The 26359-nt window shown below is 54.6% G+C and carries 20 protein-coding genes and 1 pseudogene; 18 read left to right on the top strand and 3 right to left on the bottom strand.

From position 1 onward, the window contains the following. Positions 1 to 141: 141 nt before the first annotated feature. From JMJ16_RS17895 to JMJ16_RS17885, 3 genes are all read left to right on the top strand, one after another. Positions 142 to 1995 (top strand): hypothetical protein, encoded by a 1854-nt coding sequence (locus tag JMJ16_RS17895; RefSeq protein ID WP_201383654.1) that lies wholly within the window; start codon positions 142 to 144, stop codon positions 1993 to 1995. A gap of 228 nt (positions 1996 to 2223) precedes the next feature. After that, complete coding sequence (locus JMJ16_RS17890) at positions 2224 to 2712, top strand: MarR family winged helix-turn-helix transcriptional regulator (RefSeq protein ID WP_201383653.1); 489 nt, start codon at positions 2224 to 2226, stop codon at positions 2710 to 2712. A gap of 150 nt (positions 2713 to 2862) precedes the next feature. Next, on the top strand, positions 2863 to 4350 hold the full coding sequence (locus JMJ16_RS17885; RefSeq protein WP_201383651.1) for an MFS transporter: 1488 nt from the start codon (positions 2863 to 2865) through the stop codon (positions 4348 to 4350). A gap of 102 nt (positions 4351 to 4452) precedes the next feature. Here the strand turns inward: JMJ16_RS17885 and JMJ16_RS17880 are convergent, their stop codons facing one another. Next, entirely contained in the window at positions 4453 to 4914 is a 462-nt protein-coding gene (locus tag JMJ16_RS17880) for an NUDIX hydrolase (RefSeq protein ID WP_201383649.1), read from the bottom strand. Positions 4915 to 5124: 210 nt separating this feature from the next. On the opposite strand from JMJ16_RS17880, the gene JMJ16_RS17875 reads away from it, so the two are divergent. From JMJ16_RS17875 to JMJ16_RS17855, 5 genes and pseudogenes are all read left to right on the top strand, one after another. Beyond that, the gene (locus JMJ16_RS17875) at positions 5125 to 5826 is read left to right on the top strand and encodes a metal-dependent transcriptional regulator (RefSeq protein ID WP_236600563.1); all 702 of its coding nucleotides are present in this window, start codon (positions 5125 to 5127) and stop codon (positions 5824 to 5826) included. Positions 5827 to 6229: 403 nt separating this feature from the next. Then, the gene (locus JMJ16_RS17870; protein WP_201383647.1) at positions 6230 to 7465 is read left to right on the top strand and encodes an NAD(P)/FAD-dependent oxidoreductase; all 1236 of its coding nucleotides are present in this window, start codon (positions 6230 to 6232) and stop codon (positions 7463 to 7465) included. Between the two features lie 338 nt (positions 7466 to 7803). Further along, a pseudogene (gene iscB / locus JMJ16_RS17865) lies at positions 7804 to 9124 on the top strand (RNA-guided endonuclease IscB). A gap of 348 nt (positions 9125 to 9472) precedes the next feature. Continuing rightward, positions 9473 to 11182 carry a zinc ribbon domain-containing protein gene (locus tag JMJ16_RS17860; protein WP_201383645.1) on the top strand — a complete coding sequence of 570 codons (1710 nt, stop codon included), beginning with the start codon at positions 9473 to 9475 and terminating at the stop codon, positions 11180 to 11182. 294 nt (positions 11183 to 11476) lie between these two features. Next, on the top strand, positions 11477 to 11827 hold the full coding sequence (locus JMJ16_RS17855) for a hypothetical protein (RefSeq protein ID WP_201383643.1): 351 nt from the start codon (positions 11477 to 11479) through the stop codon (positions 11825 to 11827). A 265-nt stretch (positions 11828 to 12092) separates the two neighbouring features. Here the strand turns inward: JMJ16_RS17855 and JMJ16_RS17850 are convergent, their stop codons facing one another. Together JMJ16_RS17850 and JMJ16_RS17845 are read right to left on the bottom strand one after the other, a co-directional pair. Beyond that, the gene (locus tag JMJ16_RS17850) at positions 12093 to 12743 is read right to left on the bottom strand and encodes a response regulator transcription factor (RefSeq protein WP_007908943.1); all 651 of its coding nucleotides are present in this window, start codon (positions 12741 to 12743) and stop codon (positions 12093 to 12095) included. A gap of 53 nt (positions 12744 to 12796) precedes the next feature. Further along, positions 12797 to 13885: a sensor histidine kinase gene (locus JMJ16_RS17845; RefSeq protein ID WP_201383642.1), complete on the bottom strand. Its 1089-nt coding sequence runs from the start codon at positions 13883 to 13885 to the stop codon at positions 12797 to 12799. A gap of 944 nt (positions 13886 to 14829) precedes the next feature. Between JMJ16_RS17845 and extP the strand changes: the two genes are divergently transcribed. From extP to JMJ16_RS17795, 10 genes are all read left to right on the top strand, one after another. Next, a complete protein-coding gene (gene extP, locus JMJ16_RS17840; RefSeq protein ID WP_236601612.1) occupies positions 14830 to 15606 on the top strand; it encodes a selenite/tellurite reduction operon b-type cytochrome ExtP in 777 nt (258 codons plus the stop codon). Between the two features lie 50 nt (positions 15607 to 15656). Then, positions 15657 to 16199: a hypothetical protein gene (locus tag JMJ16_RS17835; RefSeq protein WP_201383638.1), complete on the top strand. Its 543-nt coding sequence runs from the start codon at positions 15657 to 15659 to the stop codon at positions 16197 to 16199. A 127-nt stretch (positions 16200 to 16326) separates the two neighbouring features. Further along, the gene (locus JMJ16_RS17830) at positions 16327 to 17034 is read left to right on the top strand and encodes a ubiquinol-cytochrome c reductase iron-sulfur subunit (RefSeq protein WP_201383636.1); all 708 of its coding nucleotides are present in this window, start codon (positions 16327 to 16329) and stop codon (positions 17032 to 17034) included. Between the two features lie 204 nt (positions 17035 to 17238). After that, the gene (locus JMJ16_RS17825) at positions 17239 to 18243 is read left to right on the top strand and encodes a plastocyanin/azurin family copper-binding protein (RefSeq protein WP_201383634.1); all 1005 of its coding nucleotides are present in this window, start codon (positions 17239 to 17241) and stop codon (positions 18241 to 18243) included. A gap of 130 nt (positions 18244 to 18373) precedes the next feature. Continuing rightward, complete coding sequence (locus tag JMJ16_RS17820) at positions 18374 to 19867, top strand: hypothetical protein (RefSeq protein WP_201383632.1); 1494 nt, start codon at positions 18374 to 18376, stop codon at positions 19865 to 19867. A gap of 152 nt (positions 19868 to 20019) precedes the next feature. Further along, positions 20020 to 20523 (top strand): HAD family hydrolase, encoded by a 504-nt coding sequence (locus tag JMJ16_RS17815; protein ID WP_201383630.1) that lies wholly within the window; start codon positions 20020 to 20022, stop codon positions 20521 to 20523. Positions 20524 to 20882: 359 nt separating this feature from the next. Beyond that, positions 20883 to 22361 carry a glycogen synthase GlgA gene (gene glgA / locus JMJ16_RS17810; RefSeq protein ID WP_201383628.1) on the top strand — a complete coding sequence of 493 codons (1479 nt, stop codon included), beginning with the start codon at positions 20883 to 20885 and terminating at the stop codon, positions 22359 to 22361. Positions 22362 to 22989: 628 nt separating this feature from the next. Then, a complete protein-coding gene (locus JMJ16_RS17805; RefSeq protein WP_201383626.1) occupies positions 22990 to 24618 on the top strand; it encodes a choice-of-anchor D domain-containing protein in 1629 nt (542 codons plus the stop codon). Between the two features lie 285 nt (positions 24619 to 24903). Further along, entirely contained in the window at positions 24904 to 25740 is an 837-nt protein-coding gene (locus JMJ16_RS17800; RefSeq protein WP_201383624.1) for an RNA polymerase sigma factor, read from the top strand. Continuing rightward, positions 25730 to 26356 (top strand): hypothetical protein, encoded by a 627-nt coding sequence (locus tag JMJ16_RS17795; RefSeq protein WP_201383622.1) that lies wholly within the window; start codon positions 25730 to 25732, stop codon positions 26354 to 26356. The genes JMJ16_RS17800 and JMJ16_RS17795 overlap by 11 nt, the downstream gene beginning before the upstream one ends. Positions 26357 to 26359 lie beyond the last annotated feature (3 nt).

Here is a 26359-nt window from a genome sequence, read left to right as displayed (position 1 = left end):
TATTCCTTCCAGTTATTCGCTAGTATTACTAGATCGGATGAGTTGACCGACGTTGCACTACTGCTGCTTGCCTGATTGGTGGGAAAGTATGTATTATGCATGCAGCACCAAATTTTCTTATGATAGGGTTACAACGTACGTATGCAGCATTGGAGCAAGCGTTTATTCGCTACGTCTATGAAATATGCGTGGCAGAGGAAGCACGCCCTGCTAGCCCTGCTGATCATTGGCTGGGCCGTCTATTTACGTGTCTACCTGGTAGCACAGGGCTGGCCGCTGATGGACAGCGATGAAGGCACGATGGGCATCATGGCGCTCCACATCTGGCGTGGACAGGATTTTCCGGTCTTTTTCTATGGCCAGAGTTATATGGGGGCTCTAGAAGCCTACCTGGGCGCGGCCTTCTTCTCCCTCTTTGGCCCCACGCTTTTTGCGCTCCGTCTGGGCCTGATCTTTTTGTTTGCTCTCTTTCTGCTGGGTATGTACCTGCTCGTCAGCACAATTTACACCAGAAATTTGGCTATTTTTGTGCTCCTTCTCTTGAGCCTGGGTTCTGCCTCGGTGCTAACGCGGCAACTGGTGGCTGTAGGCGGGATACCCGAGATGCTGGTCTGCGCGACTGGTCTGCTCTGGGTCTCGCTCTGGTTGGCCCGAACGTATGACCGCTCACGCATGCTGCATGGCTGGCGTCTCCTGATCTATGCTCTCTGGGGCGTCCTGGCGGGCGTTGGCTTTTGGAGTCATGCCCTCATCCTGCCTCTGTTGGGGACCGCGGGGCTGCTGCTGCTTATTTTCTGCCTGCGCGAGCTCATCTGGGGAGGTGCGGTGGCGCTGGTTGTGGGCCTTGGCTTTGGCCTACTTCCTTATATTTTCTATAACTACCACGCCAATCCCGGTCAGGATACGCTCTCCTATCTGTTTTATGTTCAGAGCGCCAATGGCGTTGATCTCCCGCCTAAAGGTGTGCTCTTCCCTCTGCAAATCAAGGGCACATTCTTGACGAGCTTGCCAGGGGCCACGGGTTCTTTCCCGCTCTGCTCTCTTGCCGATACCCATCTCTTACGTACAGAGAATCTGCATGGTCTCCGCTGCACCCTGATGCAAAGTGGATGGTCGGCCTCGCTCTGCCTCCTGTGGCTGGTTAGCCTGGGGATGGGCATCTGGGCTATCTATCGCCTTGTGCGTGGACGCCTGGCAGGTGGCACGTGGCAGCGTGAGGAGTTGATTCGCCATGCGGGCCATTTCGCGCTCTTGCTTAATGCCCTTTTGACGGTGCTCCCTTTTTTATTGAGTCCTAATTCCGCGCTCTTCGCCGTCGCGGATATGCGCTATCTCTCCGCTCTCTGGATGACAACTCCGGCGTTGCTCTGGCCGCTCTGGTGTGGTCTGGAGCGAGCGGGCTGGCTCTTCTCCCTCCCTCCCCCGGCGCTTTCCTCGCCCTCGGTACCCACCGCTCGCGTGCAAACGAGGCTGTCCTTTCTCCGGTTCTCTCTGAGTGTGAGCGCATTAGCCCGTTTGAGCCTGCTTCTCTTGCTCGCGGCCGTGCTTTGCTTGGGGACCAGGAGCGTTGTGCAGGGATACCCGCCTGCGCCATCTGTCGAGCAGCGCGCTGACGCCTACGCGATCCAGGATGTTTACCAGTATAAAGGCGTGCCTCAGGTGCAGACCTTCAATCGCCAAGAGGCCGAGTTGATGAAGGACCTTGAGCGTATCCATGTCACGCACATCTACTCGGATTACTGGACCTGCAATCGCTTGATATTTAAATCTCTGGAGCATATTATCTGTGGCGTGATGCGCGATCGCCTCTTAGTGGGCCAGAATCGCTATCCCCTCTACTATATCATTGTCTCCTCCGACACCAGGGCCGCCTATGTTTTTCCGGAGAACTCTTCCCAGGCCGAGACCTTCCACCAGCAACTTCGCTTCCGGAAGAAGCCCTTTAAGCTCTATCACTTCGCGAGTTATGTCGTCTATACTCCTCTCTCTGGCTAATAGTTCCACCTTCTCGCGCCTGCGGCGCTCATAAAGTGTTGCATGGCTAGCATCCGCCAGCCATGCAACACTCCCTCAATGAGTAAAGTGTGGTGGTATTGAACACGGACTCCGCCCGTGTTCAATACCACCACACTTTACTTCCTGAGCGCCGCAGGCGCGAAAGGTATGCCTGGTGCATAATTTGTGATATGGTACTATTGAGATTACTGAAAAAATGGATAGATTATGACGAATGATTCTCAACATGATGACGCGGCGCTCGCCATAGAGCTATTAGAGATTATGCCGCGTATGCAACGACGCATCTATGCCGATGTCCTGGCGGCGCGCGACTCGCAGCAGGACGCGCGCTGGCAAGACTTCTCAGAGGTTCAGGCCACTCCTGGCCAACTCTCGCTCCTGCGTATCCTCGTGGGGCGCAAGCGCTGTACCATGCAGGAGTTAGCCGAGCAGGCGGTGGTTGCTCCCTCAACCGCAACGGCGATGGTCAAGCGCCTGCTGGCACAAGGCTATGTTGAACGCTTTCGCGGCTCAGAAGATTGGCGTACCGTCTGGGTCCAACCCACGACCCGTGGGGAGCAGGTCGTGGCTGTCTACGATCAGATTTACCTGGCGTCGCTGCAAACACGTCTCCAGCAACTAAGTGCTACTGAGCGTGCCCGAATTATGGCCGCTCTTCCCGCCCTCCAGCACTTGATAGACCTGGAAATGTAATACGAGAAGCTTCAATTTTTCCAAAGAATGGCACGTGCCATTCTTTTTTTTTGTTTGTGTCTCGACTTGCCACAATTAGTTTGTATGTCATATATTTAGATTGTCGAAGCTTTTTGCTGCGAACAGCGCTACTTTTCAGAAAGGATTCGAATGCAAACTTCCCAATCTTCATCACCTGAGAATGTTCAGCCAGAGGGTGCTGTAGATGAGTCGACCAGCCAGCATGATGGCTATCAATGGACGGCTCTCTCTGTGACCACGGTTGGTGCATTGCTCGCTTCTATTCAAGGTTCTGCACTTCTTATTGTTCTCCCCAATATCCTTGAAGATCTAAAAGTTTCTTTCTTCATTATCATGTGGGTACTGCTCTCGTACCTGTTAATTATGACCGTGCTTACGCCTATCGTGGGGCGCCTGGCGGACATCTGGGGCCGCAAACGTCTCTATAATAGCGGTTTCTTTATGTTCACCCTTGGCTCGCTGATCGCGGGCCTGGCCCAGCCCCAGTTCCACGGTGCCGACCTGATCGCGGGTCGTGTGGTCCAGGGCGTGGGTGGTGCATTGATGATTACGAATTCGACCGCCATTGTGACCGATGCCTTCAAAAAGGGCCAGGTGGGCCTGGGACTTGGCGTGAACCAGATCGCGGGTGCCGCAGGCTTCTTGCTGGGCCCGATTATCGGTGGCCTGCTTGCACAGTTCTCCTGGCGCTGGGTCTTCCTCTTCAACGTGCCTATCGGTATCTTCGGAATGTTGTGGGGCATCTGGCGTCTGCGCGAGCCTGTCAGGCTGAAGGCCCACCAGCATATCGACTGGGCGGGAGCTACCCTGCTCGCTCTTGGCCTGACTGGCGTTTTCCTCGCATTGACCATGTTAGCCTTCCCGATGCTTCCTATGCCTGTGATTACCGCCATTTTTGTGGGAGGCGTGATCTGCCTGGCCCTCTTTGGTGTTATTGAGCCACGAGTGAAAGAGCCAATTGTACAGTTACGCCTCTTCGGTCATCGCCTCTTTACGATGGCCAGCCTGAGTGGCCTGCTCAACGGTATTGCGCGTGGCGCGGTACTCTTCCTCTTGATCTTCTTCTTGCAAGGTCCCTATGGTCAGGATCCGTTGGCTGCGGGTCTTATGCTGACGCCCTTTGGCCTGGCGTTTATGATTATTGGCCCCTTGAGTGGCCGCTTATCGGACCGCATTGGCTCGCGTCTCCTGGCTCCTATTGGCCTGGGCGTCTCGGCGCTGGGCTTGCTGGGCCTGGTTTTTGTCGAGCCGATGACGCCGTTCTGGCTCTTGTGTGTCTTTATGGCACTGATGGGTGGTGGTTCCGGCTTCTTTACCTCGCCCAATACCAACGCCATTATGAGCTCGGTTATCCCTCAGATGCGTGGCGCGGCGGCTGGCATCCTCAATATGCTCAATAACACGGGGCAGATGTTGAGTATCGCGATTGTCTTCCCCATTGCTCTGAGCAAGGTACCCCAGGACGCGATGATGGCTGTCTTCATCTATGGTGGTGGCATGAGCAAGTATCCGCAGGCTCTGGCCATCTTTATGAGCGGCCTGCACTCTGCCTTCCTCGTCTGCTGTATTATCAGTGTGGTGGCTATGGTGGTCGCGGCCCTGCGTCCCGCCCACTAAAAAACGTTGTAGGGTCCATCCATGCTGGCATGGACTCTTTTCGCCAGAGGATGTGCTTGATCTGTGCGAACTAGTCCATGCCAGCATGGACCCTACAACATCTTAGAACTCGTGATAGATGGCTCCTTGCTGGGTGAGGGCCTTCAGGGCCAGGGGCAGCGCGGCCGCCAGGCGTGTGCTGAGCAACTCGCATGCCTCGTCGTAGGTGGCGAAACGATATTCAATTAACTCGGCTTCCTGAAGGCGAATGCTGGTGACCTCCTCCTCGCTGAGCACGCCTCCATAGAAAATAAACTGTAAACTCTCCGTTTTGAGGCCGTCTTGCCCCTTGTAATCCACGCACAATAAACGCGTAATGGGGATACGCAAGCTCAATTCCTCCAGCACCTCGCGTTTGCACGCGCTCAGGGGTGACTCATCGGGGTCCACAATTCCTCCTGGAAAGAGCCAGTCTGGCCGGTAATTTGGCTTCACTATCAGAATTCTCTCGCCCTCATCAAAAAAGAGGGCCGCCGTCCCCATGCGCTTCTTTGGCAAGGTCTCATAAAACGTTTTCTCATCCATACTGAAAGCATACCATGCTCTTGAACCTGATTCCAGGTAACCTGACTCTCCTCTTATTGAAAGAATCTAAACCAGGGAAAATAGTGTGAGGCGTATAAGCAGCAATTGCTGCTTATACGCCTCACACTATTTTCCCTTGCATTCATCTTGCCTTTTTGATATCATGCATCCATAGAGGATGCAAAATTACGTTCGGACAAAGCGGAGGGTATGGTGCACAAATCTATCCAGGAACTGGCACCGCGTATCAGTGATTGCCTCAAATTAATTTACTCGTTGCAAGAACGCGGCCAGAAAGTCTCAACTTCTATCGTGAGCGAGAAATTAGGTGTCAGTGATGCCACCGTCACGATGATGTTCAAGGACTTCGCGACCGCGGGCTGGGTAGAGCATGTTCCCTATCATGGTGTGCGTCTGACCGAACTGGGCGAACGTAAAGCCATTGAGATTATTCGCCACCATCGCCTGCTCGAACTCTACCTGGCGCGTGAGCTTGGCTATACCTGGGATAAGGTCCACGAAGAGGCTGACCGCTTAGAGCATGTCATCTCCGAGGAGTTTGAAGAGAAGCTTGATGCTTTGCTGGGTTATCCTACCGTTGATCCTCACGGCGACCCTATTCCCAGCAAGGATGGCGTTATTATGCGCCGCCAGGGCCAGCAACTCTCACAATTTCCCGTTGCTACCCCGGCGCGGATCATTCGCGTCAGCGACCAGGATTCTGAGAAGCTCTGCTACCTTGGTAAACTGGGCCTTTACCCAGAAGCTTCGATCCAGATCATAGAGCGAGCCCCCTTTAATGGCCCCCTGCGCGTGCTTGTAGGGAAGCCGGGCGCACAAGAGGAGCATCTTATCAGTGTTGACCTCGCCGAACATATCGTGGTTACCTTGCTTCCTGTCGGGGACGCATAAGGCAGCTTTTCCCCGCCCGCCGCTTGCTGCTCTTCAGCCTCTCGGGCCTATACCTGTTTGCTTTCTCCTCTCTTATTGGTCGCTTGCTAACCTGTATCTTACCTTACCTTACCTTCCTATTTCTGCCCCATACTGTTGCGTTTCCTTAGTTGTATGCGACATTATATAAAGAAAACTATCCACATGTGCATCTTATTCATTGTGCTGTAGCCAGCCCTGAACAGTGCCGTTCCCGGAGTGCTTGTGTCCACTGCCGCCCAGTAGAAAAATGCATGGGAAAAATGCATGATCAACGATGAATGTAAAGAAGGGATAGTTTTCTCACAATGACTATGTTAAGATGCACACAAAACAGAAGCTACAAGCTTCAGGGTGGACATTTCGCTAATAAGGAGTGACTTACTTGGCAACGCACGAAAAAAGATATGTCATTATCGGGAACGGGATTGCTGGCACAACCGCTGCGGAGACGCTTCGCAAGAATGATCCCAATTGCAGCATTCATTTGCTGACCAATGAGGCGTATCCTCTCTATAATCGCGTCTCGCTTCCGCGTTTTTTACAAGGTGTTATTGTCGAACAGAAAGTCATGATTCGTGACGTCGCCTGGCATGAGCAGCGAAACATTACGCTGATGCGTGAAACCCTGGCCGTGTCGATCAATACCGAAGAGCGCGTTGTGGTGACCGACAAGGGGCAGCAGCTTCCATATGACGCCTTGTTGATTGCAACCGGCGGCTGGGCTAACTCGCTCAACGTTCCTGGGGCCTCAGATGCGAAACATATCTATAACTTCGTAACGCTTGATGACACCAAGACGATTATTGAGCGTATGCTTGAGTCAAAGACGGCCCTGGCGTATGGTGGTAGCTTTATTTCTTACGAATTGTGTGATGGCTTCGCGGTCCGCAAACTGGATACGACCTGGCTCATGCGTGGCCCCTACTGGCTGCGTAGCGCGCTTGACGCTGAGGGTGGCGAGGTCGTGGATAATATCGCGCGTAAGTTTGGTGTTGAGGTCATCCACGGCGACGAAATCGAGAGCGTCGTGCCCAAAAATGGTGTGCCCAGTTATGTCAAGACCAAAAAGGGGCGCGAGATCCAGGCCGACATGATCGGTATCGGACTGGGCATTACCCTCAATACGCAACTTGTGGAACACACACACATTAAAGTTCGTGGTGGTATCGTCGTCGACGAGTTTCTGGAGACTAATGTTGAGGGCGTCTATGCCGCTGGCGACGTCGCCGAGTTCTATGATCCCACGATTGGCTACCATCACACCATGGGCACCTGGGACAACGCCATGGCCCATGGGCGTATCGCTGGCACCAATATGGGTGGCGGACACCAGGCCTATCTCGATGTGCCAACCTATACCAGCCCTCTCTTCGACGTCAATATTGCCGTCGTTGGTACCGCTGAATCCAATAACCCAGAACTGGAAACGGTCACACGTCGCGAACCCGGCGAGAAGGGGAACGAGAACTATCGCAAGCTCTTCTTGCGCGACAACAAACTCGTAGGTGTGCTGATGATCGGTAGCCCCAAGGGCCGCAAGAAACTGGTTGAACTGGTAAAGAACCAGCAAGTACTTGCCACGCCCGAGGAGCGCGAAGCCGTACTCACCCTTAAGTAAAATACTTTATTGCCCTTAGTACTACATACGTCATGTACCCCCGCATCGAATGCGGGGGCTTGCGAGGGGCGCTCGCGCCGTCCGCAGGCCCGAGACATGAGCAGACTCAGCCAGGGGAGGAGCAGGCTCCTCCCATCGGGCTCCGTTGCAAGCGAATACGGCACCGCCGATGTCCATAGGCACGTTCAGGTGCTTCACCAGCCTGAACCTCTGCGGGGAAGCGTTAAAAGGTGTAGAGGGAGAAGCCGGTGCGCTTTCCAACAAACCTCTTGCACACGTTGTCGAGGTGAGCATTACCCGCGCAAGCGGAGGCCCGCAAGGGCACAAAGGAAGGAACCATGTCCAACGTCTTTGTCGTCGATCCACTCAAGCAACCGCTGACCCCGGTCCATCCGGGGCGAGCACGTCGATTGCTCACCACGGGAAAGGCCGCCGTCTATCGGACCGCTCCCTTTACCATCATCCTCAAACGAGAAGTCGAGCATCCTGCCCCCGCCCCACTGCGGCTCAAGATCGATCCGGGAGCCCGCACCACGGGGTTGGCGCTGGTGGATGACGCGGGCGGGGAGGTTGTCTGGGCCGCCGAACTCACCCATCGGGGAGCCGCGATCAAAAAAAGCCCTGGACACCCGCCGGATGGTACGCCGAGGGCGCCGATCCCGCAAGACCCGCTATCGCACCCCGCGCTTTGCCAACCGCAGGCGCAGAGCCGGCTGGCTGCCACCCTCGCTCCTCTCGCGGGTGGAAAACATTCTCGCCTGGGTCACGCGAATCAGCAGGATCGCGCACGTGAGCGCGCTCTCCCAGGAACTGGTGCGCTTCGATCTGCAGAAGATGGAGCACCCGGACATCTCCGGCATCGAGTATCAGCAGGGCACCCTGTTCGGCTATGAAGTGCGGGAGTATTGCCTGGAGAAATGGGGAAGGGCATGTGCGTACTGCGGAGCGACGGGCATCCCGCTCCAACTGGAACACATCGTTGCGCGCGCCAGGGGCGGAAGCCAGCGGGTCTCCAACCTTACCCTGGCGTGTGAAGCCTGCAACCTGGCAAAAGGCACCCAGGATATTCGAGACTTCCTCGCTCATGATCCTGGGCGCCTGGAGCGCATCTTGAAGCAGGTCAAGGCGCCGCTCAAAGATACGACGGCTGTCAATGCGACGCGATGGCGCTTGTTTGAGCGGCTCAAAGCTACCGGACTCCCGCTGGAAACCGGCTCTGGGGGCCTGACCAAATATAATAGGAGCAAACGGGCCCTCCCCAAGACGCATTGGCTCGACGCGGCAGCCGTAGGAGCCTCCACGCCTGAGGGCCTGCGCACGGCGGACATCGTGCCCTTGCTCATACACGCGACGGGGCGTGGGCATCGGCGGCTGTGCAACGTCAATAAACAGGGGTTCCCGGTCAGCCATCGCAGACGCCACAAACGGTACTTCGGGTATCAAACGGGGGACCTGGTGCGAGCCGTAGTTCCCGAGCGCTTTGCCTGCCGGGGCACCCACGTGGGGCGCGTGGCGGTGAAAGCCAGCGGATACTTTACCATCACGACGGCGCACGGCAAGGTCACCGATGTGCCTCATCGCTTTTGTCGGCTGATCGGGCGCAGCACTGGCTACGCCTACCAGGTTGGGACACGGCACGCTGCCCCAACTAGCCCGTAAGGAACGGCCATTCCTCCCCGGCTTGCAAAGACCGGGGAGGAATGGCCCGTATTTCTGTGGTATTGTAGGGTCCAGGCTCGCTTGGACCCTACAAGTACTAAATGCGCCATTGCGTGTCCATACTACGTTACAAGTGTAGAGGATGTGGGGAAAGGCCGCAGGCCCTTCACATCCCATCCCATATCCCACGGAGTGGCGAGAAGTTGTACCTGGATATCTATTTTATACATTGCTGTGTTTCTATCTTGCGTCCAGCTCATTAGCTCTATGCTTGACTGTTAAAACACAAGACATTATTTTATATACTATCAAACGTTTCATCCGAAGCTAGAGGTAGGAGACATTTCTGTGGAATTGAAATGTGCTAATTGTGGCCAGGCGTTACCAGGAGAGGACGCCCGGTTCTGTAATAATTGTGGCACTCTTGTCCCTTCGCATCCTTTTAGTCCTCATTCAAAAGGGAAGACCGGCGCCCCTGCTGGTGCGGAAAAAAACGCTCCCGCTGGCGAGCGTGAGGAGAAGCCCTTGCCTGAGCAGGGGGATGTGTCTCCTGCCTGGATGGAACGCTTAGAGAAAGGTCCAGGCGCGCGCTCTCAAGACAAACCCTCTCCTGAGCCTGTCAAGCTGGCTGCGCGTGTGGAGCAAACTCCACCTCCCACTCCCGCTCGTCCTCGCCCACAGCCTGTCGGCGAGTTTTCTTGGCCAGATCCCGTGACACATACCATAGTTAAAGAGCCTTCCGCGAAAGAAGGCTCTCAGCAGCCGCGCCAGCCCTCACCGGCAGTGTTTTCGGATGATGACCTGTCGCGTTTTGCCGCTGTCCCTCAGTCCAAAGTCGAGCCATTCGCATCTCCAAATGTTAGCAAGCAGCCTGAAACAGGCAGGGATTGGTCGCAGGAGGCCACAATTGCTCCACACGCCTGGCAGGATGAACAGCCGCACCAGAACGAGGACATAGACGCTATCCCCACACAAGCGCTTCAGGTCAGTGATGTGCGTAAAGAGCAAGAGGAGCAAGAGCGCCAGCGTCGCGAAGATTTTGAGCAATTGCATACCACACCGCTTCAGGCCCAGGCTCCCTCCGCTGCGCAAGGGCCTGGCCCAGCCGCTGAGCGTACACAATCTATCTCGGGCAGCGGCGATGCGTTCCCGCTAGCGGAGCGTGGGAATAGCCTTCGCCCTCCTCAGGCTGAGGCCCTCCCCAGGCCTGAGCGTGCGAACACCGCTCCGGCGCCTCAGCCACCTGTTGGCGCGACCCCTTTCCTGGGCCTCGATGCGCATCCGCCCTTCGAGGTGTTGCCCTCCACTCCACGCCCTCAGCAGCGGCCAGATGTTGGTGCGACACCCTTCCTCGGGTTAGACCCCAACGGGCGTTTTCCTGGTGAAATCACGCCAGAGACGCCCCACCCAGCCCAGAACTGGCAGGGAGTACCTGCCTCCTCTATGCCAGCGACACCAAATCCCGTGTCACAGCCTGTACAACCCGTGGCACCTGCGGCGAGAAAAAGCTCGCGTGGGAAGCTCATCATTGCTGGGATTGCTGTGGTGCTTGTTCTGGGCATTGCACTCTCGGCTGTCTGGCTCACGCTTGGGCATCCCTTTAGCCAGCCACTGCATACCTGGCAAACCTTTAGTGATACCAGTGTCAATGTCTCGATGGAGGTTCCAGACGATTGGTCCTGGAAGGCCGATTCCGCCCAGCATAGCGTCACGATTGCCAATGCCGATAGTGCGCACGCTGACGCTCAGACGGGCTTTATCACTATCGCGGTCTCTGACCAGGACCCCGGTGATCTCGCCAAGTATCTGAATCAGCAAGCGACAAAGCTGAGTATGGATAACATGACGCCCAGTGAGACGCTGACCTTCGGCGGGGAGCAGTGGAAGCAACTGCATGGCTCGCTTGTGATACGCAACGCAAACTATACCGGCATTTTACTCGCCACCATGCACAATAACCATCTCTACCTGCTCACCCTGGAGGCGCCGCAGAAGGACTATGCACAGTATGAGCAATCGTTCTTCTCTCATGCCCGCTCCACCTTCAAATTCTTATAGTCAAAGCGCTGACCCCATTGCAGTCGTTAGCCTAAAATATGAAGAGCAAGGGTGTGCTGTTCGGCACACCCTTGCTCTTCATATTTACTAAATTCTCCCCCTGCCTGACCTCTTCCACGATGAGATTGGTATGGTATAATTGCTTTCGATATACCGCGAGAGCGATTTTGGTGCGCATGTAGCTAAGCGTCCAGTATTTACCACGTATGCCCGATGGGCTGGGGAATAGCTCCAAGCAGCATTGCGCAAGCACGACGAAAGGAGAGCAGCGAGGCAACTGGCTGCGTGGGAGGAATGTTAGAAGACATTCGTTTTGAGCGACATTTTCGCACGCCTTATTCCGAGGGCTACTACATTATGCAGGGCAATAGCCTGCAAAATAATAATCGCCTGGGAACCGTTGACATCCACTTTACAACAACGGCTGTTCATGGCACGCTCATCCTGGAGCGAGAGCTAGAGGAGACCGAACTCACCAAACTCATTGAACAAATTGACGAGGATCTTGTGCTCTCGGCTGATATGCCGCGTGATGACTTCCTGGTAAGCGTCTACGTCGGTCGTGACGTTGGCTTCTTTAGCGATGAGTATTTCGCCGAAGAGAATAACGAAGCCACTGATTTCGACGAAAACGAATTACGATAGCTCATGGCATATTGATTGATTCTGCTGGGAAATAGAGCATCTTACGGCCATAGGCGCTCGATTTATCGCGCGCAAGGCGATTTATCGCAGTGATACAGGGGCGCAACCAAGCATATCGCCTGGCTTCGCCCTTGCCTCCCGGATGGCGCCATGAGGTCTTCCATATGGGAGCAAGATGTGCCTTTATGGCAAATTGCCTGTAATTCGGTATTTCTGCGATAAATCGGGCACCTATGGCGATTGGAGTGGTTGCGCTCGCAGGCGCTTAGTCCTCCAGCAGCCCTCTGCGCATAGCATATTTGACCAGCTCCGCGCGGCTATGCAGATTCAGTTTATCCATGATATGGGTGCGGTGCGTATCTACTGTTTTGGGACTGATGACCAGGCGCTCGGCGATCTGATTATTGGTAAAGCCCTCTGCTACTAGCTTGAGGATCTCGCGCTCGCGCTCCGTCAGGCTGCTATAACTATCCTTCTCTTCACCAGTTTTTGACCGCTGGAGATAATCTCCTACCATGACCGATTGCGCGGCGGGTGAGAGGTAGAACTGCCCACTCAAGATGACATGCAAGGCCGTGATTAACTCAGTATCCGCCGCTTCTTTGAGCATATAGCCCGAGGCTCCGGCCCGTAGCGCTTGAAAAACATACTCATCGTGTTCATGCATGGTCAGCACAAGTATTTTGACGTCGGGTGCGATCTTTTTAATCTGTTTGGTGGCTTCGATGCCGTTGAGATCGGGCATGGTAATATCCATCAGGACAATATCAGGTTGTAGGCGCTGTGTCTCCTGGATTGCCTGTTTCCCATCCTGTGCCTCGCCCACGACCTCCATGTCTGGCTGGGCGTTGAGCATCATTTTCAAGCCTGCGCGCAAGATTGTATGGTCATCTGCCAGTAAGATACGTATTTTCATATAAGCCCTATCTGGTGCGAAAATTGCTGAATAACCCGATACACAAATGCGTTTTACACTTTTTCATAATTATACTTTTTTAGCTTCTCTTTGGGGAGGGGAATATAAACCTGGACCGTTGTGCCCTTCCCTGGCTGTGATTCAATGTTAAGCGTGCCATCAAAAAGGTCCGCGCGTTCGCGCATGCCGACCAGACCCCAACCTCGCTCCTGCCCGGCCCCGGGACTTCCTCTTAACTGGTCCGCATTAAAGCCACGCCCGTCGTCGGTAATGGTAGCATAAATGCCATCCTGGTCCTCTTTGAGCATGACCGTCGCATTTTGGGCCTGGGCATGTTTGGCGATATTGGTCAGGGCCTCCTGCACAATGCGATAGAGGACGGTCTCCAGGTCGTTATTGAGTCGCTCTTTAAAGCCCACCGCCTGAAAGCTGATTGAGACGGGAAACTTCTGTTGGTATTCTTTCACATACCAGCGTAGCGCGGGCACCAGGCCCAGGTCGTCGAGTGCGCTTGGGCGCAGGTCGATGCTCAGATTGCGGATGGCGCGCAGCGTCTGGTGGGCCAGCATGCGCGTATCCGCGATGCGGTCTCGCGCGTCCTGCGTCTTAACCGACTCCTCAAGGACGGCCAGGCTGATCAAGAGCGAGGTGAGCACCTGTGAGGTCTCATCGTGCAGCTCACGTGCGATACGTTTGCGCTCTTCCTCCATGGCATTGGTGATCTGTGAGGCGCGCTGGCGATTGGCGTCATCAATTGCTTCCAGCATCATGTTAAATGTGCCAGCTAGCTGGTCCGCCAGGGGATCAAAGCCGGTCACATCGGCGCGCTGGGTGCGGTCACCCTCGCGGACCCGTCCCATAATCCGGCCCAGTTCAATCAAGGGTCTGAAGGCGATCTGGAGCAGCACAAAGTTCAAAATAACGCTCATAGACCAGCCAATGACGACAAAAATCAGGAGGCCACTGGGTCCATACGTATTGATATGGGTCGCCAACCATGTGCCTGCCGTTGCTCCTACGAAGATAATAAAGCTATTGGCGATGAGCACTTTATATAAGGCGGGAATGCGAAAGAGTTGCCTCAGTAAGGTATTCCTCTTCAGGATTCCCCGATAGATCGGCCTGGTATCAGCGTGCGCCATGGGGCAACAATCCTCTCCGACTGTCTGTAATCTTCTTCTTCGGTACCGCGTGTGTTTGTACCCTTCCTCTCTGTAATTGTATCGGTTCTTTGTCGGAACTGTCAAACGGCCTCTCAAGCCAGAAATGCTCCCTCCTCATTCCTGAGAATCAGGTGAATCCCTGGAAAAAATCAGGTAAGTACCTGATGTATCTCCTGGTGTGCGGGGGTAAGCTAGGTCAGAATGGAGTGCATCCACTAACTGGCAATCCCAGGCAACTCAACAGCAACCCCAGGTGCCCGTATGCCCTTTCAGGCAACTTGAATCGAGGACTTCACAGGCTCCTTTCACCCAAATGGGCCATCTCAGATGAACAGGTACGCTGACTCGCGATACCTTTTTTACCCAGGGGCTTCCTGGTGAATGGGGGGAGGGAAAGGCTAGCTATGAGTTTCTACTCTCCCTTTTGGCGGAAATTTTTATTATAATCTGATTTGCAGATACTTCCTATCCGAACCCCTGAGCGCAAAGCGCTAGCCACGAGAGTGGCGTTGGGTTTCGGAACAAGAGGACTTCCTATCCGAACCCCTGAGCGCAAAGCGCTAGCCACGAGAGTGGCGTTGGGTTTCGGAACAAGAGGACTTCTTATCCGCACACCCTGAGCGCAAAGCGCTAGACACATGAGTGGCGCGCGCCCCCGAATGGGGGTTGCCGTGTCCCCGAATGGGGAGGTTTCGGAACAAGATCTTAGTAAAAGCCTTGTTGAGTGGCTTATCCCACTTCTCCTATGGGTGGTGGGACAAGAGGGGGGGCCGAGGGAGCAAATAGTACTCCTTCAGGGTTGGTTGTGTTATAATCAGCCTCACGGTCGTTCAGAATTATTTGCAAACATAACTTTATTGAAAGTCTTGATCCTTTGAGGAGGCACAGTGAGCTCTACTTCAAATAAGAAAAGCTTGCTTGACATGGCGACGCAGAAAATCGTTCAGAGTCAGGTGTGGCGTTCTATCTTCCGCCACGGCTATCCTGATACGCCCTTGAACCAGTCACTGGTCATGATGGGGAACGTATTTCTGCACCTCCATCCTGTAAAGGTCAGCCGTCAGGCGATGAAAATCACATATACCTGGTGTATGGGTGGTATCTCGTTTTTCCTCTTCCTGCTGCTGACGATTACCGGTGTCTTTCTGATGTTTTATTATGTCCCAGACACCACGCAAGCTTATCAGAATATTAACCAGCTAAGTAGCGCCGTTTCCTTCGGCCACCTTGTGCGTAACATGCATCGCTGGTCCGCACACTTGATGGTCGTGTCCGTGACGCTACACATGATTCGCGTCTTCTATCATGGTGCCTATAAGCCACCCAGAGAGTTCAACTGGGTTGTGGGCGTACTACTCTTCTTCGTTACTCTGTTCTTGAGTTTTACCGGTTACCTGCTACCCTGGGACCAGATCGCGATCTGGGCTATCACGGTAGGTACCAACCTGGCGCCTTACACCCCTCTGCTGGGTGATCCTGTCTACAAGGTCCTCGTTGGTGGCGGTGCCGTCGCTCAGGCAACGTTGATCCGTTTCTATGTCGGTCACGTCATTCTGCTCCCGCTGGCGGGCGCCCTGCTTATGGCCGTTCACTTCTGGCGCATCCGTAAGGATGGTGGTGAGGCTGGTCCTCCTCCTCCTTCGCGTCGTGAACTCGAAACCCGAGCTGCGGAGCGTGAAGCGCTTAGTGCCACTCGCTAGTCAAGTGCATTTGTTCCGTACTTCTACGGTGCTTTGGAGAGGAAACCTCTATGGCAATTGAACCTAAAGATAAGGTACAGACACAAGCATCGGCGACACAGCGACGTTACCGTACTCTGGCTGTAGTGAAGCAGGAAGCGATCACCCGTGTGGAGAAGCCGCTCGAAGACTCGGTCTTCGTGTGGCCTCACCTGCTGGTTCGCGAGTTCTTCGCCGCGACCATGCTCACCGTCATGATTACGTTGCTGTCACTGGTGATCGATGCTCCGCTTAAGGAGCCGGCCGATCCCAATACGACGCCGAACCCTGCCAAGGCCCCATGGTACTTCCTGGGCTTGCAGGAACTCTTGCACTACTTCCCGCCTTCCACGGCTGGTGTGCTGGTTCCTGGCCTGACACTGGCGGCTCTTGCGGTCCTGCCCTATGTTGACCGCAATCCCAGCCGTGCTTACGCTGACCGCAAGGTCGCTATTGTGACCTTTACCATGTTCCTGATGTTCTGGGCGGTCATCACCCTGGCTGGTAGCTTCTTCCGCGGTCCGGGTTGGGTGTGGGCCTGGCCCTGGATGAGCGGCTTTTACTTTGACCTGTAGGATCTTATTCCGAAATCCAATGTCACTAGCGCTCCGCGCTCAGGCTTTCGGATCAGAAGAGATTTCTTACCTGGCCAAGCTCAATACCAAGCAGGAAAAGTAAACAAAGAATCCAAGAGGGTAATCAATGAGTAGTAACGGTAGTCATGATGATATGCAGCCGATTACACCGCAACAATATGAGATTCTGCATGGTGGTGGCGCCGAGGCCGCGGAGATCGCTCGCCAGCGTCTCTCCCGCCGCCGCTTCCTGCGCAGGTCCATGTTAGCGGTGTGGGGCATATCTACCACTGCTGCGGTTGCCGGGGCTCTATACTTTATGTATCCTACGTCGGGCGGCGACTTCGGTTCCGCGCAGAACGTGGGCAAAAAGACCGATTTCCCGGCTGCCAAGCCTGAGGAGATGGTCCTCAACGAGAAGGGCGTGTTCTATATTCCGGCCGCTCGCTCGTACCTGGTCCATCTCGCCAATGATGCGCAATATCTGCTGTCAGGCCAGAATCTGCAAGACCAGTTCCAGTTGGAGAATGTGGTCCATGATGGCGATGGGTCTACCTGGGTTGCGCTCTATCAGCGCTGTGTACACCTGGGTTGTACCGTTCCTTTCCGTAATGACTGTGTGAGCTTTAAATGCCCCTGTCATGGTTCGCACTATAATGTCAACGGCGAGTTCCTGGATGGTCCCGCCCCTCGTAGCCTTGACCGCTTCGATATGAACTTCAAGGATGGCGAGGTTGTCATTAACACGGGTACCATCAATAGCAATGTGCAGCATCCCGATGCGACGACACAGTTGCTTCCCAAGCCAACGAAAGAGTGTAGCGCGGGCGGCTAATCTCCTGTCCCTCTGCCTCTTGCTGCAGGGAATCTTATAGATATAAAGACGTCGCATAAGTAGTAGGCGCGTACGCAAGTAGCGCGTACCGCCTACTGGTGTTGTTGCCTCTTCATTCTATAAGAAGTAGGGTTGATCTCGCTTCCATTTCCGGTCTGGAGTGGGGCATCCAAGAGATCGAAGTTTTATAGTAGGAAATCTGTGATGAATATAGGTCAAATTGCTATAGGCATCGTTGTCCTGCTGATCGTCGTCGTCGGCTTGCTGGTTATTCTCTTTTCACGAACGAACGCGGTCCAAAAGACCGGCTATGGATCACTCATCATGCTCTCGCTGGTTTCGATGATGATCCCCGTGTTCTGGATTATAGAGAATCAGAACCAGGCCACGTCACAGCAGCAGTTGCAATCCTATGCTATCAATCAGGGACTCCAAGTCTACGTCAAAGTCTGTACCGATCAGTGTTACGCTATCGGTCAAGAAGATAAGTTGCTCTTTGAAAAATACCTGGGCTACAATGTCTCAGATCTGAATAAATTGACTGACAATCAGCTCAAGGCAATGATCACTTCGGGCAACTATAATCCCAATGCGCCACTGCCGAGTAACCTGAACACGATTCCCCGCCGGGACGAGTTCGGTGGCCAGCTGAAGGCGATTGACGTTGACTATCTCTTCGCGCTCATTCGCTCCGCCGATCCAACCTATGCTAAAAAGCAGGGCTACACCGGCGATGCCGCGAAGAATGGCTTCAACGGTCTGGTCGAATATCTCCAGGCCAATGCCAAGAACCTCTATGACCAGGCGGTAACGCTTGGTAAGAACGGCCAGTTTGGCGAGGCCGTTGATATGAGCAAAGAAGATACGGTGAAAGTACGCATCCTTCCTGCCGGTCAGGTGAAAGTCTGCACCAGCAAGACCGCGTGCTTCGAGTATGCCAACCTGAAAGTGAAAGTCGGCACCAAGATCACCTGGACCAATGATGACCAGGTTGCGCACACGGTCACGGCTATCGACAGCAGCAACCTGTCCAGCCCCAAAGCGCTGCCCAACATCTTCGACTCAAAGACCCTGGAAACTGGCAAGTCTTTTGAGTGGACGGTGACTGAGGATGCCTACAATCTCAATAAAGACTCGCACCAGCTCGTTTACTACTGCTCCGTGCATCCTGATATGCAGGCGCAGTTGACGATTGTTCCCGCGGCATAAGTCCTCAACATCAGCTTATGCCGACCTGTCTTGCGCAATGACATACTCTGTGTGGACGCGCAGCCATGCCAGGTCACTGGATATGTTGTTGTCATAGATATGTACGGCATGTTGAAAGGGATTGCTATCCATGCAACAAGTACAAAAAAAGGAGTTGCCGGAGAGGATTTCGTGGGCACGCTCGATCATCTTCGCAGCAGGCTTCTTCTTTCTCGCGGCTATCCTTGTCGGGCAGCTTCCAGGGTATATCTACCTGAAGATGACTGCAGCCTCTCTTGAGGGCTTGCAGCAGGGTCTCTTCTCCCTGGCTGTAACCTGCCTGGCAGGCTTTATTATCGTCTTTACTGTGGTCTCGCTCTTCGATCCCAAGCCGAGTATTCCGCCTGCGGTCTTCACTGGCCTTGGCGCGATCCTGAGCGTGGCTGGTTTGGCTCTCTCGCTCTGGTCATATTTCAATGGCCAGTACTTCCCAAACTTTGCCAAGCCAGAGATGTATATCTCCCCAATGCTGGGTGGTCAGTTTCTCTGGTTCCAGGCAAACGCGATTGATCTGCTCATGGTTGGCCTGGCGGTCTTTACCGTCGGTCTGGCGATGATTTTCTACGCCGCTCTCGCCGTTCGCGAGAGCCGCACCGAGGATCGCCGCGATCTGGGAACCACGCCCGCCATTCGCAGCCTGATCATTGCAGGTTCGACGCTGGTCGTGCTCTCCTTGCTCGCTTACTCTCAGGTGAGCGATCAGGGCCTCGCCCTCCAGATCGTTGGCGGCAATATGAAAGAGATTGCGACTGGCATCAAGTGGGTCAATCTTGGCGCTGGCATCATCCTGGGTACGGCTATCTACCTGACCATGGCTGCCTTCGCCTTGCGCCTGCACTATCTGATGCGCCCGGTTCGCCAGCGCACTATGCCCGCGCTCTACGCGGTTGGCGCGCTTGGCCTGGGTCAGACCGGCGGTATCTGCCTGGTCCTGGCGGTTGCGCTCTATCCCCTGATCGGTGGACTGCACTTTGTGCCGATCCTGGGCCCCTACTTCACGCTCTGCGCGCGTCAGTCCGCTATCCCAGCTACCTGCACCTTCGCGCAGCAGGGTGGGTACCTGGTCGACGCCATCGTGACGACGAACGCCTTTGTCATCCTGATGGGTGCTGTCTGGGCCTGGAAGAGCAACCGCAACCTGGTGGTTGTTGGTAGCGTGGTTACCGTGGCGACCATCGCCGGGCTGACCCTGCTCGTTCATACCGCTCCAGATCAGATTCTCGTCAGTATGATCTTCTGCGCCGGTATGCTGATCATGGCCGTTATCTGGACCTCGGTCGGTCGCCGCGAGTTCGCGGTGGTTGGCGAGAACAACCTGGGCTGCCTGGGTCAGTGGCTCGTGATGGGCACCTGCTTGTTCATCTACCTGGGTGCGTTTGCCTTCTTCTCAATCGCGCCTGCAAGCTGGGAGCCTGAGACCGCGCCAAACATTCCCTTTGTTCCTGGGACTGTGATCGCGCCTCCCACGACCAATCCTGCTGCGCCAGTCATGCCGCAGACGGACGCGGTGGTAATGATTATCCTCATGGGTGTTCTCGCCGCAGTCCAGCTCTACTTCCTGACGCGCAACCGCTACAAGGTCTGATTTATATCAGAAAAAGAGCAAAAGCAAAGAGCCCGAGCTATGAGCTCGGGCTCTTTGCTTTTGCTCTTTTTCTGATACATGCGTGCCGCAGGCGAAGGCATTCCAGGCATACATATAGATGTGGTATTCTATAGAGCAAAAGGCTGGTTACTATGGAAACATTCCACATCGACACCGCGCTCTCCTCCTTAAAGCTGGTCGCTACTGACCTGGATGGGACGTTGCTTCGTTCCGATAAGACGATCTCAGCTCAAACAGGTATGGTGCTGCGCCGTTTGCAGACTACCGGCGTGGCTCTTGTACTGATTAGTGCGCGCCCGCCGCGTACACTGCGCCAGATCGCCAGGACCTATAAGATTGGTGGCCTTGCGCTTTGTTGCAATGGTGCGATTCTGTATGACCTGGATCAAGATCGCTCTTTGGGAGAGCTCGCTCTCTCGCCTCAGCAGGTACAAGACCTGGTTTCATGCCTGCGCACGGGTTTGCCTGATCTCTCTTTCGCTGCCGAGAGCGGGCTGTCCGTCACCTGTGAAGAGGCTTTCTATCCCTTCTGCGTTCAGGCTGCCGATGCTATTACGCTCTCGAACGACGAAGATGGCGTTGCCCATCTCCTGGCCTCTCTCCTCTCCCACCACTACCCTTCTGTGGAGGTCTGAATCTCTCCTGCTTGCTCAGAGATGATAAAACATCAGCGTGCCTGGCATCCATCTCAACACGCGATCTCACAATCGAGTAAAGTATGTTTGGTTGGGGGCTGGCTCCGCCAGCCCCCAACCAAACATACTTTACCATTGATGGGTCCAGGGATGGCTAGAGGACTTGTGGTACAATAACATACGTTCAGCATTACAAATAAGGTTGACAGTGCATCATAAGCGTATCGAGGTAGGTATGGTAGAGGTAGGCTGGTATATGGATGCACTGCACTGATATATAGTAGGAATGTAGGTACCCGTTCGTGAAAGGAGAGGCGGCATTTCCTCCTCGCTCGCTGGAGACAAGAATTTTCCCGCCGATGAAACTGATGCACAATGATGATCCTCTTAAGGTATTAATTCTAGCGGCCGAAATTGTACCCTTCGTCAAAGTTGGAGGTCTGGCAGATGTCGTAGGCGCCCTACCCAAAGCCCTACAGGAGCTAGGACACGATGTACGCCTGGTCATGCCACGCTATCGCCAGGTTGATCCCGAGCACTTTCACTTGCAGACTATCATCTCCTCTATGCCCGTCCCCATGGGTTCCTATCAGGTCGAGGTGAATATCCTTCAAGGGACCATCGGCAACAATGTTCCCGTCTACATGGTCGATGCTCCCCGCTACTTCGAGCGCGAAAACCTCTATGGCTATACCGATGACGGCGAACGCTTTATTCTTTTCTGCCGCGCTGCCCTGGAGGCGGCCCGCGCCCTCAACTGGTCGCCCAATATCGTTCACTGCAACGATTGGCATACCGGGATTGTGCCTAACTGGATGCATACACTCTACTATGGCGATCCCTTCTTTGAGCATACCGCGACCGTCTACACTATCCATAACCTGGCCTATCAGGGCATCTTTGGCTATCGCCTGCTCGAAGTCGCGGGTGTGGCCTCCAAGGGCTTCCTCTATCCCCAGATATCCGAGCTCGCCAACGTTGTGGATGTCATGGGGCGCGGTATCCTCTTTGCCGACTCGATTACGACGGTGAGCGAGCGCTATGCCCAGGAAATTCTGACCCCGACCTTTGGCGAGCGCCTTGACCACCTGCTCCGCTCCCGTAAGGAGCGTGTCTTCGGTATTCTCAATGGCATCGATTACCAGGAGAATGATCCTGGCCACGATGCCCATATCCACACACCATTTGATATCAACTCACTCGATAAGCGTATCGAGAATAAGATTGCCCTGCAAGAACAGGCCCATCTCCCGGTGAACGCTGATATCCCGCTGCTGGCCATGATCTCGCGCCTCGCCGACCAGAAAGGTCTCGATTTGATCTCCCAGATTGTGCATCCACTGCTGGACCAGGGTATTCAGCTTGTGGTCATGGGGATAGGTGATCAGCACTATCATGAGCTCTTCCAGACCCTTGCCGCGCGCTATCCCAACCAGGTTGCGGTCTTCCTGACCTTCAATACTGAGACGGCGCAGCGCATCTATGCCGGTAGCGATATGTTCCTGATGCCCTCACGCTTCGAACCCTGCGGTCTGAACCAGATGATCGCCATGCGCTATGGTAGCGTCCCTATCGTCCGTAACGTTGGTGGCCTCGCCGATACCGTCCAGAACTACGATCCCGCTAGCGATACCGGCAACGGCTTCCTCTTTAACGACTACGACCCCTGGCAGCTCTTCGCCGCCATCATGCGCGCCCTGACCGTCTATCGCTTCAAAGATGTCTGGCGTACGCTGCAAATTCGCGGTATGCAGGCGGACCACTCCTGGGGCGCCTCCGCCCGTCGCTACGTTGACATCTACCGCAACGCCCTCGCCTTCCACGACAGCGGCGAATAAGTTTCTCCAGGATACAACCAGGCTCATTGTCAGACACCTGCTCAGGGCTTTTGCTCCGAGTAGGTGTAGCAAACGTTTCTAAGAAACACTGTCAAATATCATCTTTTGTTGGCATTTGCTGCTTTTTCTCCCGTTGACTTTCTCACTACCAGGACTATACTACGCTTGTCGTGAGCGAGGTTCCACGCAAAAAGCGTTGCGTGGGGAAAAAGCAACGTCGTCTCTCAAACCATTCGCAAGCGTCCCCTTGTGGGATAAGCACTTGAGCGAGATTGAGAAACGTTCTCCAAGTAGCTCCGACCCTTTGCAATTGGGGTGAGGAGTAGCGGGGACCGCAGTTTCCCCTGGACGGCAGGCCGTCCGAACGGATGACCGATAGGCATATTTGTCATCATTTTAAGATACTGTCTCTCTCTTCCTCTGCTAAGGACATTTACACAATATCTACTTCTCTCTCTGGATAAGCACAGCCTTCTCACCTTGATAAATACACTCTCACAACCACTGTCTGCTATGCTCTGATGGAGATCCAAGCAATCGCTATTCCCTGGCGGGAGAATCACCAGGAGGAGACCTTGTGTGTTCCAGGTGAGATCGTTCACATTACCAGATTAGGAGAAAGTAGAATATGCAGTATGTTTTGCCAAGGATGACAAAGCGTGGGTTACGGCTCCTCGTACTTTCAGCGTTCCTGATGGTTACGTTTGCCTTCCTTCCACGCCCGGCGCACGCGGCGCAAACTTATTTCAGCGATGGTTTTGAGAGCGGGAATACGAGCAAATGGACGTTCAATAACAGCGATCAAAATGGTCAGTCCACGGTACAGTCCCAGGTGACCCATACTGGATCATATGCCCTGGCCTTGACCAATACCTTTAACCCCGGACAGATCAGCTATGTCTATACCGCCCTCTCCAGCGCTCGCACGAGTGCCTATACCCGCTTCTATGTCCGCTATTCCACGTTTGACGGACTCTCCAGCGGCACCGAACTGGCGATTGGACGCAATAACAATGACCGGAGCGTCTGGGGCGTCGACTTCGACCGCGATATTCATGGCCTGGATGTCTACTTCTGGGATGGTCAAGGCAACCTGCATAGCTTTATAAGTCCTTCCAACATCTTTAAGGTCAATACCTGGTATTGTGTCGAGGTTTATGTCAACTCAGTAACTAGTGGACACGGAGAGGTCTGGGTCAATGGCTCCTCTATTGGTTCGGTTGATGCTGATCTCTCGAACGCCAATCCCTATGCGCGCCTGATGTTCTTCGACAAAATCGCGACCACCACCTATATTGACGATGTTGTGGTTGCAGATACCTATAATGGTCCGACCAACGCGGGACCCGATGTCAACTTTGCCCCTAGCAGTGTTGACTTCAACGAACAGGGCGTCAATAGCACCGCCTCACGTACCGTAACCTTCTCAAATACTGGTGCCTCCGCGCTCGGCATTAATAGTATCGGCGTCACTGGTACGAATGCTAGTGACTTTTCCCAAACAAACACCTGCGGCAGTTCGCTTGCCAGCGGCACTTCCTGTAATATCACGGTCAGCTTTACGCCAGCTGTAGCCGGTGATCGTAGTGCCTCTCTTGCCATTGTCACCAGTGCCAGCGTGACCTCCTATTCCATTCCTCTCAACGGTACGGGCGTGACGCAGGTATCCTACTTCCAGGATGACTTTGAGACCGGCAATTTCACCAAGTGGACATTTACTAATGCCGATAGCACAGGACAGGCAAGTGTACAGACGACGGTGGTGCATGGAGGTACGCACGCGGCGGCCTTTATCAATAGCGCCAATCAGTATAGCTACATTTATACAACCATGCCCTCAGGCCCGGTGACCCAAAGCTATACCCGTCTCTACTTCCGCATCAGTGACCTCTCTATCGGAACCGATATCGCGCTTGGACGCAATAACAATGGCAACAATGCCTGGGAGATTGTCTATAACGCCAATACCAAGGCGCTTGATACCTTCATCTGGGGCAATGGAGGGCAGGTCTATACCCTCTCCTCGCCCGCCAATGGTATTCAAGCCGATACCTGGTATAGCGTTGAGATTGGCCTGAATCAGGCTACGAGCGGCCACGCAGAACTCTGGTTGAATGGCACCTCTGCTGGGTCAATCAATAACGACCTCTCGACGACAAATCCTTTCTCACGCTTGATGATTCTGAATTCTTCGACCAATCGCCTCTATGTCGACGATATCAATGTCAGTGCCAGCTACAACGGTCCCATCAACTAACTATCTCGCTTGTAGGGTCCAAGCTAGCATGGACTCCGAGGCCCGCAGGCCGATACCCTGACGCTGGGGAGGCCGCTTCACTCGGAGTCCATGCCAGCTTGGACCCTACAACACCCGATTCGTCTAATATCTCCATGTTTCTACATACTACTCCAGGTCCTCCCTTGATTGACATGTGATACGCGTATGTATATACTTGAGGGCAGAAGAAATGAGTATAGCATAGGTACGGGATGAGCTATTCCCCACCCCTATGCGCTGTGGTGTCGGTTGGAGGAATGGTCCGTGGAATGGACGAGTGTGGCACTTGAGGAGCGGGAGCAGGAGGCGCGGTGGGCACACAGGCGTACTCAACTCAAACAGCACTATGAGACCCTGCCCCTTGATGAGCAGGCAGGCAATCAGCAGGAATATCTCTTCTGGCAACGAGTGGAGGCGGTGGAAACCCCCCTTGAAGTTCTGGTGCGCTGTGTGCGTGCCTGTGCCTCACCCTCGCAAACGAGCAAACAGCGCCGCCTGATTGAGGTCATTATCAGGCGTACCCAGTATGAGAACGAGACCTGGGCGCGTGGCGTCCTCTCCCATCTCGCGCTCCACGAGGACGAGCGACGCATGCTGAACGCCGATCTCTGCGCCGATCTGTATGAAGCCATTGTGCGCGCGCTGCTTGACCCCGAGCGCCGCTTCTGGGAGGAGCACTTTCACCACTGCCTGCGCTATGAACGCCAGCACATCTTTCGTGCCTTTATGATGCGCGAGGGACGCTGGCGCGACCGTGACGTCGAGCGTGGCTCGCGTATTCCACGCGCGGTCCTGCAAAGCCTGGAGCGCCCGGTCCTCCTCGATAACGGCGAGGAGGCGCAGATCGAAGTCGAAGATGCTCGCGCCGAACATATGTTGCGCTCGGTCGAGACCAGTGCTCTGCTCAGCCTGGTACAGATGTTGCCTCGCCACTTGCGCATGATCCTGCTGCTCCTCTTCTGGCAGGAGCAGACCGAGCGAGAGGTCGCATGCACCCTTGGCATTACCGATCGTACCGTGCGTAACCGCAAGCGCCAGGCGCTGGAACAACTACGTCTTTTGTTACAACAGGAGGAGGAGGTTCTAAAAGATGGAGCATGAACGCGAAGAAATTATGCACATTACCGCGCGCTATGCCGAGGAAGCCCAGGAGGGCAGGTCGCCCTCACTCTCTGCCTATCTCGCGCGCTACCCCCAGTATCGTGAGGAACTGCTCGATTTTATCAGCTACTACCAGGCCTTTGAGGCTCCTTTACCCATGAATACCTCATTGGCCTCGCTCTCAGAGGTCTCGCGTGAAGCCCTTGAGCGCGCCTACACTTCCCAGGCTCAGTTACCTACCCAGGATGTCGCCGTGCGCAGCCTCTTCGAGAGCCATCAGCAGCAGCCTGTCACACCGCGCCAACTTGCCGACGTACTTGAATTGAGCGAAGATATTGTTCAGTTACTGGAGCGACGTGCCTTGCTTCCAGAGAGCATTCCTGCTACTCTATCTCAGTGCCTGGCAGGCGTGCTTGGATATTCACCCGCGGCCATTGATGCCTTCTTTGCCAGCCGTGAGCCGTCCAACACCTTCTCTCGCCCAGGCCTGAAGGTCGCCGAGCCGCGTGGCCCCTATGGCGAGAATCAGGAATCGCTCACATTTGCCCAGGCCGTTGCTGCTAGCGCGCATCTCTCATCAGAACGCAAAGCTGCCTGGCTTGAACGCCTATCGTAACCT

Source organism: Ktedonobacter sp. SOSP1-52 (assembly GCF_016587395.1).
Note: the sequence above shows the minus strand (reverse complement) of the source record. Positions and strands in the feature narration are given on the sequence as shown.

What these genes read in the sequence shown, in the direction of transcription:
- extP (WP_236601612.1), top strand. Translation starts at nt 14,830, where the DNA reads ATGGCGACGCAGAAAATCGTTCAGAGTCAGGTGTGGCGTTCTATCTTC.
- JMJ16_RS17850 (WP_007908943.1), bottom strand. Translation starts at nt 12,743, where the DNA reads ATGAAAATACGTATCTTACTGGCAGATGACCATACAATCTTGCGCGCA.
- JMJ16_RS17845 (WP_201383642.1), bottom strand. Translation starts at nt 13,885, where the DNA reads ATGGCGCACGCTGATACCAGGCCGATCTATCGGGGAATCCTGAAGAGG.
- JMJ16_RS17825 (WP_201383634.1), top strand. Translation starts at nt 17,239, where the DNA reads ATGAATATAGGTCAAATTGCTATAGGCATCGTTGTCCTGCTGATCGTC.
- JMJ16_RS17875 (WP_236600563.1), top strand. Translation starts at nt 5,125, where the DNA reads ATGGTGCACAAATCTATCCAGGAACTGGCACCGCGTATCAGTGATTGC.
- JMJ16_RS17890 (WP_201383653.1), top strand. Translation starts at nt 2,224, where the DNA reads ATGACGAATGATTCTCAACATGATGACGCGGCGCTCGCCATAGAGCTA.
- glgA (WP_201383628.1), top strand. Translation starts at nt 20,883, where the DNA reads ATGAAACTGATGCACAATGATGATCCTCTTAAGGTATTAATTCTAGCG.
- JMJ16_RS17830 (WP_201383636.1), top strand. Translation starts at nt 16,327, where the DNA reads ATGAGTAGTAACGGTAGTCATGATGATATGCAGCCGATTACACCGCAA.
- JMJ16_RS17880 (WP_201383649.1), bottom strand. Translation starts at nt 4,914, where the DNA reads ATGGATGAGAAAACGTTTTATGAGACCTTGCCAAAGAAGCGCATGGGG.
- JMJ16_RS17815 (WP_201383630.1), top strand. Translation starts at nt 20,020, where the DNA reads ATGGAAACATTCCACATCGACACCGCGCTCTCCTCCTTAAAGCTGGTC.
- JMJ16_RS17895 (WP_201383654.1), top strand. Translation starts at nt 142, where the DNA reads ATGCAGCATTGGAGCAAGCGTTTATTCGCTACGTCTATGAAATATGCG.
- JMJ16_RS17885 (WP_201383651.1), top strand. Translation starts at nt 2,863, where the DNA reads ATGCAAACTTCCCAATCTTCATCACCTGAGAATGTTCAGCCAGAGGGT.
- JMJ16_RS17795 (WP_201383622.1), top strand. Translation starts at nt 25,730, where the DNA reads ATGGAGCATGAACGCGAAGAAATTATGCACATTACCGCGCGCTATGCC.
- JMJ16_RS17820 (WP_201383632.1), top strand. Translation starts at nt 18,374, where the DNA reads ATGCAACAAGTACAAAAAAAGGAGTTGCCGGAGAGGATTTCGTGGGCA.
- JMJ16_RS17805 (WP_201383626.1), top strand. Translation starts at nt 22,990, where the DNA reads ATGCAGTATGTTTTGCCAAGGATGACAAAGCGTGGGTTACGGCTCCTC.
- JMJ16_RS17855 (WP_201383643.1), top strand. Translation starts at nt 11,477, where the DNA reads ATGTTAGAAGACATTCGTTTTGAGCGACATTTTCGCACGCCTTATTCC.
- JMJ16_RS17835 (WP_201383638.1), top strand. Translation starts at nt 15,657, where the DNA reads ATGGCAATTGAACCTAAAGATAAGGTACAGACACAAGCATCGGCGACA.